Source organism: Photobacterium sp. CCB-ST2H9, from assembly GCF_023151555.2.
Taxonomy (GTDB): Bacteria; Pseudomonadota; Gammaproteobacteria; order Enterobacterales; family Vibrionaceae; genus Photobacterium.
Genome location: NZ_CP100426.1, coordinates 728,806 through 742,116, shown reverse-complemented (window position 1 = coordinate 742,116; position 13,311 = coordinate 728,806). Strand labels below are relative to the sequence as shown.

The following is a 13,311-nucleotide window of genomic DNA, read 5'->3' as shown; positions in this document are numbered from 1 at the left end:
TTACATGAAAACAGCACTTTTCCATCAAACCCATGTTGCCCGATTTTCTTTCTCTGCTGCTTACAAACCCTTATTACTGCTGGTTTGTGCGGCTTTTGCAGCGCCAGAGACACATGCAGAAATGCTTTCTCTGCGCCATCAGAACCAGCAGGTCCGGCTGGACCCCCAAACACTGGCTATTGACTGGATCGCTGATGGTCAGACATACGCAGTGAACCAGGCCAATGCCAGTGTGGATGGTTTACGCCAGTCGGTGCGTCAGCTGCCGCAGACACAGCCCAATGTTCTGTCGTGGCTGTGGTTACCGAGCAATATTCAGGTCAGTGCCCGGCTGGAGGCGAATGATCTGAGTTTGCAGTTTGAAAGGAATGCGGATCAGCGCATCAGCCGGAATCAACCGGTACGCTTAAACTGGTTTGACTTACCCGAGGAATTTGCAGACGCCCTGTTATTACCGCTGAATGAAGGGCTGCGCGTCCCGGTACGTCATGAAACCTGGGCCTCTTATCTGCAAAATGAGTATTCCGGCAGTAATACCACCCAAGATTTGAAAATGCCGTTCTGGACGGTGTCGGCTCACCCGGTGAGTACGGCCAAAAAAACGGCCAGCCATGAAAACAAGGCAGCCTCTGCCGATCGTTTTTTCTCTTATTTGTTACTGAATCCTTTTAATAACCGGATTGATTTCAGAGACTTGTCAGGTCAAAAGACCAAAGGGCAACAGGCTGCGGTCGAGATGACATCCAGTCATCTGTTTACGGCTCTGAACCGGAAAGAGCCCTTTCAGCTCTTGATTCACATGGGCACGGACAACCTGTCGGGAGCTAGCCGTTACCGTCAGTGGCGGGAAGCGCAAGGGGAGCGGGACAGCCTGAGCGATAAGGCCGCACACAACCCGAATGTCAGGAAGCTGATCGGTGCCAGTCATGTCTATCTGTTTGGCTCGGACGGCATCGCTGAGCAGGATGTGACCGATTGGGCTGGACTGATGCAATGGTTTTTCAGCGATCCAAACCTGAGTCCGTTTGCTGACCAGGAAGCGGTCCGGGAGCTGACGCCGCTGACGCAATCGAATGGAAAGATTCGGTTGAACCAGTACCAGAAGCGGTTATTAGTTGAGGCGGTCAACCGGTCTCTGGCAGCTTATTTTCCTTTCAGTGCGCCTCAGGTGGACGAGGATGGCATTGCCAGACAATACGAAGCGGTCCGTCAGCGAAAAGCCTATCTGAAGGATCATGCGGCCCGTTTTCTGATCGCTCCCTCGCTGTGGGGGCAGAGTCTGTCACAACCTGTCCTTCAGACTTTTCAAGCTGCCGGGCTGAACCGTCTTTGGATTGGGCTGGATAACTGGTTGCCCGCATTTTTTCAGCCGGAGGTGGTGGATCAGGCGAAACAATCGGGTTATCTGGTGGCAACCTATGACTCCTATAACACCGCCATTCACGTGACCGATAATGAAAGCTGGCTGACCGCGCATCTTCCGGAATCCGTCAGGAAGGCATGTGCAATAGAAAATGCCGACGGCAGCAAGCAGCGTGGTTTTCGCGGACAAGGCAATTACCTCAATCCGGGCTGTGGAACTGATTATGTGAAACGACGGGCTCAGCACATTATGAAATTCGGACGGTTTAACAGCCTGTTTTTAGATGTGGATGCAACCGGTATGGCGCGTGAAGATTATACCGTCCGGCCATATCTGTCAGGTTCAGAGCCGGAGTCCGGCATGTCTGAGCAAAGAATGACTGAAGCTTTTAATGCCCGAATGTCATGGATGAGTGAGCAGGGCATGGTGCTGGGTTCGGAAGACGGTAACAGCATCACAACTCGTGGGGTGGTGTTTGCGCATGGTATGGAAACCACGGGATTTGGCTGGACAGATCCGGATATGAAACGCAATCGTCGTTCGCCTTATTTTCTGGGGGCCTGGTATCCGGATCAGAAACCAGCGTTTTTCTTCCGGTCTGCTCAGGTGAAGGAGCCCTACAGGTCGCTCTTTTTCACACCGGCGTTTAAGATCCCGTTATATCAGGCTGTGTTCCATGATGAGCTGATGAACACACATCACTGGCATATGGACAGTCTGAAGTTTTCGGATGTGAAAGGTGTCCGGGATCTTGCCGGTATGCTCTATAACACACCGCCGATGGTGCATCTGAGCCGGGATGAAGCGCAGTCGACGGATTTACCGAGAATCAGGGCATTGCAGCATTATCAGCAGGGATTTGCGCCTGTGCATCAGGTGCTCTGGGATAAAGCCCTGGTCGGTTTTGACTGGCTGGATAAGGACGGAAATATTCAGCAAACCCGTTTCAGTGACGGCAGTCAGATTGTGGCGAACTTTACGAAAAAGTCGCAGGTTGTCCGGATCGGCGACGACACGGTGACGCTGCCAGCGATGAGTTTCCGGGCTGAATTGCAGTCCGGGGACGGTCAGAAACCCAGTATTGTGATGTGGACATCCGGGGTGTACTGAGCCTTTGAGCAGGTTCCTCGCTATGAAAATGAATCAGTGGCAGCCTACTGCCACTGATTCACGCGGGGTTACTGTTGCCTGATGATATATTCCAGCGCGCCGACGATAGCCGCGACTTGCGCGTCATTACACTCTGACGGTGTGACCAGCGGACTGTCCGGATACACTTCCGTGGTGGAAGTGTACAGGCAGTCAGACAGGCCGGCACACAGTCCCAGTTTTTTCAGTGGATAATCAATCACCCCTTCCTGAGAGACCGGAGAACCGATGATGTTGCCTTCATCATCTGCGGGTGCAATGTGTGTCACTTTGCGTACTTCATCAATAATGGCTTTCTGGAAGGCATCGTGCGGGTTCGCGGTGTCACCGACCACATAGAAGCCATCCGGGATGGTACCCGGAATATATTCAACACCATCCCGGGCTGCCAGCGCCGGACGAAATTCAGTTTCATCCGTGTCCGTGGTTTCGTGCAGATCAATATGGGCAAGAATCTCAATGTCCATATCGTTCACCATTTCCATCAGTGCGGCAGACTCTTCAGCCGGACTGTTGTCGTAAAAAGAACGATTGGGATCGATTGCGTTCGGGTTCCAGCGATTGATGGTTTCGTATCCCCACGGGCTCACGCAGGGAGCGACCAGAAGGTTGAAAAACTGGCTGTAGTGTTCAGCTTTCTGATCCACAAACTGGATTGCGCCGTGCACGCCACTGGTTTCGTAACCGTGGACACCGCCTGTCACCAGCACTGTTGGCTTCTGGTCACTCCAGTTTTTAGAACAAATGGCAAACAGCGGGTATTTATCGGTGTCGTAGGACAGGGCACCGTACTGAAATACATCGAAGCGTGTTTTCAGGGCGTCAATCTTTGTTACGACTTCGTCCTGATATGAACGCTTGATACTGAGCTGCGCCAGCCACTCCGCTTTTTCTTTCATGGTCCATTTCTGGCCGGGAGTGCCGATAGGGTAGGTACGTTTACTGCTCATGACTGTCCTTTCTGATTTATCTTTGCGACGTCAGAAGCTTACTCCTCCTGACATACAGGTTCAAATGTTCAGGATTTTAATGAGGCACCATTGGTGCGTATGACATCCTGATACCAGAAAAAGCTTTGCTTGCGGCGGCGCTCCAGGGTGCCGCTGCCGTCATCATGCCGATCGACATAAATATAGCCGTAGCGCTTGCTCATTTCCGCTGTTGAGTTTGCGACCAGATCAATCGGCCCCCAACTGGTAAAACCCAGCACTTCAACACCATCCGCAATGGCTTCCCGGGCCTGAACCAGGTGATCGTTGAGATAAGCAATACGGTAATCATCCTGGATCTTGCCGTCCTCATTCACCACGTCTTTGGCTCCCAGGCCGTTTTCCACGATGAAGAGCGGCTTCTGGTACCGGTCATACAGCAGGTTGAGCAGATAACGCAGGCCTTTGGGATCAATGAGCCAGCCCCATTCACTTTTCTCAAGATAAGGATTCGGCACACTGTCGACGATATTCCCCACTTCTTTTTGTTTCGGATCGGCACTGGCACAACCGCTGGCATAGTAACTGAACGAAATGAAATCAACACTGGCGCTGGCGAGAATGTCGAGGTCACCGGGCATAATTTTCAGTTCAATCCCCTGATCCCGGAAGTAACGCAGCATATAGCCCGGATATTTTCCCCGGGTCTGGACATCACCAAAAAACAGCCATTTGTTGTTCTCATGCATGGCTGCCAGCACATCGTCAGGACTGCAGGTGTAAGGGTAGTTTACGGCGCCCAGCAGCATGTTGCCGATTTTTGCGTCAGGAATGATTTCGTGACACAGACTGACGGCTTTGGCACTGGCGACAAGTTGGTGGTGGATTGCCTGGTAAATGGCTTGTTCATTCGCATCTTCCGGCAATCCTACACCCGTAAATGGCGCATGCAGGGACATGTTGATTTCATTGAATGTCAGCCAGAGTTTCACTTTGTCTTTGTAACGCTCAAAGACGGTCCGGGCGTAGCGCTCAAAGCACTCGATCACCCGACGGCTTGACCAGCCGCCTTCGTTTTCCACCAGCCCGAATGGCATCTCATAATGTGACAATGTCACAAATGGTGTGATCTGATGTTTTGCCAGTTCATCAAAAATGCGATCGTAAAAAGCCAGTCCGTCCTCATTGGGTTCCGGTTCATCTCCGTTCGGATAAATGCGTGTCCAGGCGATGGACAGCCGCAAACAGGTAAATCCCATTTCTTTGAACAGTGCAATGTCTTCCGGATAACGATGATAAAAGTCGATCGCCAGATCTTTAATGCCGGGTGTTCGCTGTTCGGCCGGTTGATGCGGACTCAGAATCCCTTTGGGCAGGAGATCGGCCGTAGATAATCCTTTGCCGTCCTGATCAAAGGCACCTTCAACCTGATTTGCAGCGATGGCGCCGCCCCACAGAAAGTTGGCCGGAAATGTTTGCATGATATTTTCTCTCAATGCTGATGAGCCTGATTCGATACTAGCAAAATTGTTGATAAAGCTGATTGAATGAAGGGTGAACAAAAAGCGATTGGCTGTGTGAATGAATGATGTTCAGGTGGTGGGAGATGAAAAAAAAAGCCCCTGCAAGCGAGGGGCAAACGTACACATGCATTTCCCAAAAACATGGAGAACTTTAATTTAGCGTTCCTGACAAAAGATGGCTTGATTCAGATCAATCGAATCACTTTCTCTGCAAAATAAAGGAATTTGTCATCAAAGCCTGTTTTCTTTCACTCAGATCAATATTTGCGACGTTCCTGAGATGTTGTGATTGAAATTTGTGATATTTGCTCAGTATTGACAGCTTCGGTTCATGGAGACAGGCGGAAGAATCAGGTAGGCTGACCAGTCAGTAATATTGACAACACTGTCTGATAAGCAGGGTATGCCTGTCAGCCCTACCAAGAAAGGTCGAACTCAATGATTCAATTGCACCATCTGAACAAATCCCGTTCCAAGCGTATTATTTGGTTGCTGGAAGAATTAGGCGTGGATTATGAAGTGATTCCGTATCAGCGCGATAGCGTCACATTTCTTGCGCCGCCAGAATTGAAAACGGTGCACCCTTTAGGGAAATCACCGGTGATTGTCGATGATGGTCTGGTTGTCTCGGAGTCTGGTGCGATCACAGAGTATCTGATTGATAAATACGGCAAAGGCCGACTGGTACCACATCGCGGCACACCGGCTTACGTTGCTTATTTGCAGTGGATCCACTTTGCAGAAAGCTCTGCGATTCTGCCATTGTTGCTTAAGATGTTTGTCGAAAAAGACGGTTGTGAAACGAATTTTCTTGCCGGATATGCAGATGGAGAGATTGCGAAAGTGATGTCTTATTTTGATCAGGCTCTGGCAGGTAAAAAATATCTGGTGGAAGACACATTGAGTGGTGCTGATATCATGATGTCTTTCATCGTCGAGATTTTACAGAACAATCAGGTTCTCAGGAATTTCCCGAATATTGCCAGTTACGCACAACAGCTGGCGTCACATCCGGCGTATCTGAAATCGAATGATATTGAAGCTCATTTCAACCAATGAATGCATGCATGAATATCTGAACAGATAACATCTGTCATTCTGCTCCTTTGGCTGCGGCCAAAGGAGCGTTTGTGCCGGTTTAATCTGAAGCATTATTTCTGCGATCGACCACCGCAGCCCGGCGTGCGGCGGCCACGCCCAGTCCGATCAGCAGGAAGGGGATCACGGCAGCTGTGACTTCAGCCCAGGCAAAATAAGCGATATCTTTCATCAGTACAAAATGACCAAGTACCACCAGAAAAACACAAATGATGGCGACAGGGATTAAACTGACTTCGTCTGAAGGCTTCGTGGTTTTCTTCATGTTGCGACCCTTAATCAAGCAAGAGTCGTCATTTCAGCACAGGTGTCTGTTCCCTTACCTATACAGTTACTCAATTAAATTACCGAACAGTTTCATGCTGTGGTTCAGCTTCACATAAACATTGCCTCGCCAGTTGCCCCAAGGTTTGAATCGCCGTTCGGATCTGATCCGTCATCGGATAGGAGTAATTTAGCCGGACATGCCGGAGATCATCCTGCCGGACACTGAACAGAGTGCCGGGTGCGATTGCGATATGGCGCTCCAAAGCCAGTTCATAAAACGTTCTGCAGTCGAAAGGAGACGGAAAACCGAGCCAGAGGAAATAACCGCCATCCGGGTCTGATACCTGAGTACAGGCAGGGAAATATTCTTCAATGGCAGCCAGCATCTCAGTTTTGCGTATCTGAAGCGCTGCACGTAGCTTGCGCAGGTGGTTATCGTATCCGCCATGGCGCAAGTAATGACTGATACCCAGCTGTGCGGGCACGCTGCTGGAAATGGTTGAGAGAAACTGCTGTCGCTGAATCTGTTCGCTGTGGGGGCCTGCCACAACCCAGCCAATCCGGAACCCGGGAGACAGGCATTTTGAAAAGGAGCTGCACAGAAGCACTCTGTTGTTTGGGTCAAAGGCTTTCGCCGGTAAAGGCCGGTCTTCAGAGAAATACAGCTCGGCGTAAACATCGTCTTCAACCAGATAGGCGTCATGATGATCGAGCAGCTCAAGCAGCCGTTTTTTCTTTTCATTGCTCAGCGTGTACCCAAGCGGATTCTGAAAATTGGTCATCAGCCAGCAGGCTTTGATCGGGTAAGCCGCCAGTTTTTGAGCCAGCACCTCCAGATCTAAACCCTGTTTGGCAGAGGCAGGAATTTCTATCGGGTTCAGTTTCAGTCGTTCAATGGTCTGCAGGGCGCCGTAGAAGGTGGGCGATTCAATTGCCACGTAATCACCGGGTTGTGTCACTGCCTGCAGGCTTAAATTCAGAGCTTCCAGACCACCGCTGGTAATCACCAAATCATCCGGCATCACCTGAATGCCCTGCTGCACGTAACGTTGTGCGATGAGCCGGCGTAACTCATAGCTGCCGGGCGGTAAATTGGTCAGGGCACTGTCGTCTCCCATTTTGCGTGACGCACTGGCCAGACTGCGGACCAGTTCCTGCTGCGGAAATAAGCAGGCGTCAGGAAACGCGGAACTGAAGGGAACAAATTCACCGCTTTTGGTGCGTTGAAACACATCATAAAGCAGATCATTGATTTGCAGGGGAGCCTGGCTGTCCTGGTGAATTTGTTGTTCGGCAGCGATCAGCTGCCTGATATTCGGTGCAACGAGATAGCCGGATTGCGGCTTGGCAACCAGCCAGCCTTCACTTTCCAGTAACTGATATGCCTGAAGTACGGTCGCCGTACTGACATCGGATTGTCTACTACAGGCCCGGACAGAGGGGATTTTTTCACCCGCACGCCAGATCTGTTGCCGGATCTGTTGTTTTAATTGTCTGGCAAGTGATTGATATTTAGTCATTTGTTTGTGAGTTTTCTTGAGATAAGCAGAACATATCATGCCTTAAGGTTAACGCAAGAGAGCATGCCCGTATCTGATGATTGCGTTGGGTTTTGCTGAGTTCAGGATGAAGAATCTGGCTGGCTGTCACTGTCAACAAACTGATAGATAACTGTCATCCATATTTCGGCGGACTGTCATACACACTCCCTAGCATATTCAAACGTAAATTGGACTAGTCCACATTTACCATGGAATCAAAACAAGATAAGGGAAAAAAATGTCAATCCACAAGAAGCAGTTTTCAGCCAGAGCAGCGATTTTACTGACGGCACTGACAGTTTCAGGCTGTAATGTCAGTGAAGAAGTGACGCCTGAGGACAAAAAAGGCGAAATTGGTGTAGGCCAGATTGTGCCTGCGCCAGAGTCAGATGTTGCAGTTCAGTTTTCGATTTACCCGTATTTGCAGCAACCGACGTCGAACAGCATGGCGGTGATGTTCGAAACTGATGATCCGTCACCTGCCGTATGGGCCAGACCCGCAGACAGCAAGGGTGAATTTACCGTGGCTCAGTCGGTGAGGGTAGACAACACCAATTTGTACAGCGTGACTGTTGAAGGATTGAATGCGGATACACCGTATGAATATTTCATTGTCAGTTCCGCAAAAGGAAAAAATAACGTTTCGGCGGTTTCAGAACGCTATGTGTTTAAAACTTATCCTGCCGCCGGAGAAACAACTGCACCTTTTCGCGTGGTTGCCATCAGTGATACGCAAAATAACAGTACGCTGGGTGCCCTGAACGACATCATTTCGAAAGGGATCATTCCAACCGTTTGTCAGAGTCAGCCTGAAACCTGTGCCTCTTCGATTGCGGCCATCACGATTTCGGGCGACATTGTGAACAGTGGTGACAGTCTGTTGCAATGGCGACGTGATTTCTTTGATCAAATGAAAGCCATTTCCCCTTACGTGCCGCTGGTGGCTGTCCCCGGCAACCACGACTACTACGGAAATACCGAACTGACGAATTATCGCCATTTCTTCCAGCAGCCCGACAATGGCTCAGCCGGTTATGAAGAGCAGTGGTACTGGCTGGATTACGGGAATCTGCGTCTGGTCGGTCTGAACAGTTATCCGATTTCAAAAAGCCACGGGAAATTTAATTCGGAAACATTGGGGATTCAGCGCCAGTGGTTACGGGAGCTGCTGGTGGATACGCAAGCTGACAGTGATGTTGATTATGTGCTGAGTATGTTCCATCACCCGTGTCTGTCAGAGCTTTGGTTGTCCGGAGAAAGTATTGGCAGTTGCGAGATGGTGGCAGAAATGGAAGATTTCAGCCGGACAACCGGCAAGCTGACCGGACATTTGTTTGGTCACACCCATGCGTATTCGCGTGGTCAGTCGATGGATACCCATCACCTCTGGCTCAATGCGGCAACAGCGGCAGGTTATCGTGAAAAAATGAACGATGACAATTACTACAAAAATGACACCCGTGATTACGACACTTTCGCCATCAGTCAGAGCGAGTTTGGTTTTAACCTGCTGACTTTCAATCAGGACAATGCGCCTTCCATGCAATTGACGCGTTACAGCGCGACGGTTGCGACCAAGGGCGGCGGTTATGCCAGCCTGGAGGATACATTCACGGTCTCAGATACCCTGACGATGAAAGCCAATCCGGTGGTGGTCGATGCGCCGCAAGTGCTCGAAGGCAACGGTAATTTTGCTCTGAATCAGCTGAATCTGGCGATCAGTCATCCGGATCCGGCCAGTATTTATGAAGTTCAGTGGCAGCTGAGTCAAGACGAAGAGTTCAGTCAGAACGTGTTTGATATCTGGGGGAACAAAACCCGTGCCCATAATATCTGGCCAACGCAGGACGGAACGATTCAGGGCACACCGGTCGATACACAGGCCGGAGTTGATCTGACGAGAATCAGTCTGGCTGATTTTTCCGGTCAGCTGAAAATGGGGAATGATGAAACCCATAAGTGGCAGAAAAGAGATTCAGAGCATTCCCATGACTCGTTCCGGGATCCGTTCAAGGGCAGTTCTGCGCCGGTTCTGACGCTGTTTCCCGGCGATACCTGGTACTGGCGCGCCAGAGTCCGGAATGCCAACCTGGGGTGGTCTGACTGGAGTGATACCGCAACATTATCGATCGATGCCGGAGTCACCACAGCGCTGCCGGTTCAGAACGGTGGCGCAGAAGCGCAGGATTTGTCGGGCTGGACCCTGGAACAAGGCTACTGGCGGGTATTAGACGAAATTGACAATATTACACCAGCCGAAGGGCAGTATTACTTCAGTGCGCGTCCGAATGATACCGCAGCGGGCGGTGCTGCTTATGATGATCTGAGTCAGACGATTGACGTCAGTTCATACAGCAGTGCGATTGATCAGTCGCTTGCATTTGTCCGGTTGAGCTTCAACAGCAACGGCTGGGGCGATGGCGATCATGCGATCGTGAGCCTGCAACCACTGGATGGCAGCGGGAATGCAATCGGTCAGCCAGGTACTGTAAAGACAGAAAGCAAAAAGCAGCAATGGCAGCAGTATGATTCAACGCTGTTGTTACCGGCAGATACCCGTGCAGTGAAACTGACTCTTCGTGCGGTGAAGAAAGCCGGCAGTATGTCGGATGTACATTTGGACCATATACAGTTATCCCTGACAACGCCTTAATCGAAGGGTGGAACAGAAGTAACAAACGGCACCGGTTTGGTGCCGTTTTCATTTGCCTCGCGATGCGTGATGAGGGCTTTTACATGATTTCCGGATGTATCCGCAGAAGAGCTCAGCGAACCTCCAACCTTTGTTTAAGCGCCTTGTTTAAGGCGTTGTCGATACAATTAACTTCGCTCCAAATGCACCTAACAAAGCGCCGGCGGTGCGGCAAAAGGCACGTTTGAATCTGAGATAAAGCCGTTGCGCTTTAGGGGTGGAAAGCACTGTCGCAACAATGGCATACCAGCCGAAGTTAGACAGAAAAACGCCTGTGCTCAGGATGAATGGCGTCATGGCGGGAACGTCAGCCGGTAAGAGTGCAGCAAATACACTGCTGAACACCATCGCTGTTTTGGGATTGCTCAGCTGTGTGGTTAAGCCATAGAAAAAAGATGCCAGGCTGCTTTTCTGTCTGTTCTGAGTCTGGCTGGGTACGGACTGTTGATTGCCTTGTTTCCAAATACGGTACGCTAAAACGCAGAGGTACGCGCCACCCAGCACTTTGAAAGTGATGTAGAGCTCTGGAATTAGGGTAAATAATGTCACCAGTCCGAAAGAGGCAAGCAAGGCAAAAATCAGAGCGCCGCACCCCATCCCCAAAGCAATTGCGAAGGCATGCCGTCTTGAATGAGACATTGCCGTTTGTGCGACCAGCAGAAATGAAGGACCTGGCGTCATCGCGCCCAGGGTCAGCAAGGCCAGAATCGGCCACAGGAAAGAAAAATCTTGCATATCGGACTCTTAATATTCAATTGAAGTGGCTTGCCGGGCCATCACATCAGTCATCGGGTGAAAAACTGGCGAACTCAATATATTGCATATGCGGTCTGAAAATCCAGCCCGTCGGTATGACGATCAACTGATTGCTGACGAAGCGTAGTTCGGGTGAGGCGTTGCAGAATGAACTTGAGCCCAGTGATGCTGCCAGATAGGGGAAGCGAAGCGCGGTCATGAATTTCCGGTATGGAATCTTCGGAAAGAGAAAGGGCACGTTGCGTGCCCTGATGTTTTGATTTTATTTGTGCGGGCGATGCTGTGTATCTTCACCGGCCGTAATAAACAACATGCGTGCCCATAACTTGATTTTTGCCGTATGCCAGGTGCCTTGCGGTACAAAAACAAAGGAACCGGGCTCATGTAAGGCAACTTCCTGAACACCTTCCGGATATTCAAGGAAAAATGTTGCTGCGCCAGCCAGCAGAATCACGACTTCATCACCTTTCGGGTGCACTTCACTGCTGGGCCAGTCTTCCGAGAAATCGTATAGGCTGACGAGATACTCGTGATGAAAATCGCCCAGTTGCCCGGCCATCAGGCGGGGCCAGAAGGTATCATCAATGGTTAAGGGTTCGATGCTGGCGTCGCTGCGTAAGCGGAGACAGGTCGATTTCAGGTCCAGCGGCTGCTTATCTGACATGTGGATTCCTTTCTCTGAACTAAGAGAGTCTTAAAATCAGTCTCATGCCATAAGCATAGCTGAAGGGTCGGCTGCCGCTGTGATCTCCTGAAACGATGGGATCAGACTTCCAGTTTGAAGGTGGCAGCGTCTTCCGGGGTATAGTTGCTCTTGAAGGTGAACGCATAAGGGCTGTCACCATTGTGTCTCAGATAATCGAGACGCAGCTTTGCTTCTTCTATCGTGGGGATATGATCGTCAGCAATCCACCACAGCACATAGGTATCCTCGGCAGAACGATAGAACCATTCACTCTTACGTCGCATGATCTCGCGGTGATGTGTCCTGAACATAAAATTTTTGAGTGCATCCACAGAGTCCCATACTGACATATTGATCAGCATATCGGGATTATCAAAGGCATTGATGCTGGTGGCATCTCCAGAGTCATCTTGCAGCCGCCAGACAAAGCCATCACTTTGATCCGCAATGCTGTTGACCGGTTCAAGGTTATCAACAAAGTCTTTGATTTCAGGAGCATCCATCGGATATTTAGAAAGCGCAATATTCAGTTGTGCAAGTTTCATCTTTCCTCCGTGATTTAAGATAGACGAGCGCAGATTTGTTCTTTCAAATAAAGATTTGAACACATGCTTCCTGAAATGAGTAGACTGTTATTTCTTTCCGGCATCAGGCATTTCGATCTTTGAGATATCAACCAGATTCCAGGCCATCTCCTGATTTCGGTATATTCTTTTACCTAAATCCGGATAATCAGCAACATCATGTGGAAGGCGTTGGCCGATGACCAGACACTTCAGAACTGTGTGGCCAGTGTTCAAAAGACTATGTGCTTCGCCGCCGGCTTTGTAGCCGATAAAATCCCCGGCGCTGACCGAGTAATAGTGCTTTCCGATTCTGGCCTCGGCTGTGCCTTCGAGAATATAGACACATTCATCTTCAAAATAATGGCGATGAAATTCTGTGGTCAGCATGCCAGGCTGAACTTCAATCAAGTGAACTCCAATCCCGGTCAGTCCGGTCAGATCACCAAGTGACTTATTTACACGCTGGGCCTTAGGGTTCAGAAAGTGGGTTTTTTCGATGCCCTCGAAAGCCTCAATATTCTCTCTTGTCAGCAGGCATTTATTCATTATATATATCCTTGTTAATTGAATGGCTTTTACAGCATAGACCAGAATGAACAACAGAGAAGTTTTGTTTATCAAGTGATTTAGGATGAAAATCAGCTGATCCGATTATTTTTTAGAAACAATGCATAAGCATGGGAAGATGGTTACGGAGTGGAAAAGTCTACGTCAGATCACAATTATGGCGTCAGGTTTTTAT

11 protein-coding genes are annotated in these 13,311 nt (G+C 49.8%); 3 read left to right on the top strand and 8 right to left on the bottom strand.

The window, feature by feature from the left end:
* The first annotated feature begins 4 nt into the window (after positions 1–4).
* On the top strand, positions 5–2,473 hold the full coding sequence (locus L4174_RS19965; RefSeq protein WP_248142122.1) for a glycoside hydrolase: 2,469 nt from the start codon (positions 5–7) through the stop codon (positions 2,471–2,473).
* A 68-nt stretch (positions 2,474–2,541) separates the two neighbouring features.
* Here L4174_RS19965 and L4174_RS19960 read toward each other — a convergent pair whose 3' ends face one another.
* Both L4174_RS19960 and L4174_RS19955 read right to left on the bottom strand, forming a co-directional pair.
* Positions 2,542–3,462, bottom strand: coding sequence for a M14 family metallocarboxypeptidase (locus tag L4174_RS19960; RefSeq protein WP_248142123.1), 921 nt, complete (start codon positions 3,460–3,462; stop codon positions 2,542–2,544).
* Between the two features lie 68 nt (positions 3,463–3,530).
* Entirely contained in the window at positions 3,531–4,922 is a 1,392-nt protein-coding gene (locus L4174_RS19955) for a glycoside hydrolase family 1 protein (protein ID WP_248142124.1), read from the bottom strand.
* A gap of 480 nt (positions 4,923–5,402) precedes the next feature.
* Here L4174_RS19955 and L4174_RS19950 point away from each other — a divergent pair, with 480 nt between their 5' ends.
* The gene (locus tag L4174_RS19950) at positions 5,403–6,023 is read left to right on the top strand and encodes a glutathione S-transferase family protein (protein WP_248142125.1); all 621 of its coding nucleotides are present in this window, start codon (positions 5,403–5,405) and stop codon (positions 6,021–6,023) included.
* 79 nt (positions 6,024–6,102) lie between these two features.
* Here the strand turns inward: L4174_RS19950 and L4174_RS19945 are convergent, their stop codons facing one another.
* Positions 6,103–6,327 carry a hypothetical protein gene (locus L4174_RS19945; protein WP_248142126.1) on the bottom strand — a complete coding sequence of 75 codons (225 nt, stop codon included), beginning with the start codon at positions 6,325–6,327 and terminating at the stop codon, positions 6,103–6,105.
* A gap of 79 nt (positions 6,328–6,406) precedes the next feature.
* Positions 6,407–7,849, bottom strand: coding sequence for a PLP-dependent aminotransferase family protein (locus L4174_RS19940; protein ID WP_248142127.1), 1,443 nt, complete (start codon positions 7,847–7,849; stop codon positions 6,407–6,409).
* A 259-nt stretch (positions 7,850–8,108) separates the two neighbouring features.
* Between L4174_RS19940 and L4174_RS19935 the strand changes: the two genes are divergently transcribed.
* Entirely contained in the window at positions 8,109–10,523 is a 2,415-nt protein-coding gene (locus L4174_RS19935; RefSeq protein ID WP_248142128.1) for a metallophosphoesterase, read from the top strand.
* Positions 10,524–10,670: 147 nt separating this feature from the next.
* On the opposite strand, the gene L4174_RS19930 is transcribed toward L4174_RS19935, so the two are convergent.
* The 4 genes from L4174_RS19930 to L4174_RS19915 all read right to left on the bottom strand — a co-directional run bounded on the left by L4174_RS19930 (position 10,671) and on the right by L4174_RS19915 (position 13,169).
* Positions 10,671–11,297, bottom strand: coding sequence for a LysE family translocator (locus tag L4174_RS19930; protein WP_248142129.1), 627 nt, complete (start codon positions 11,295–11,297; stop codon positions 10,671–10,673).
* A gap of 283 nt (positions 11,298–11,580) precedes the next feature.
* Positions 11,581–11,982: a cupin domain-containing protein gene (locus L4174_RS19925; protein ID WP_248142130.1), complete on the bottom strand. Its 402-nt coding sequence runs from the start codon at positions 11,980–11,982 to the stop codon at positions 11,581–11,583.
* A 101-nt stretch (positions 11,983–12,083) separates the two neighbouring features.
* Positions 12,084–12,548, bottom strand: a complete 465-nt coding sequence (locus tag L4174_RS19920; RefSeq protein WP_248142131.1) for a DUF3291 domain-containing protein — start codon at positions 12,546–12,548, stop codon at positions 12,084–12,086.
* Between the two features lie 87 nt (positions 12,549–12,635).
* Positions 12,636–13,169, bottom strand: a complete 534-nt coding sequence (locus tag L4174_RS19915) for a cupin domain-containing protein (protein WP_248142132.1) — start codon at positions 13,167–13,169, stop codon at positions 12,636–12,638.
* Positions 13,170–13,311 lie beyond the last annotated feature (142 nt).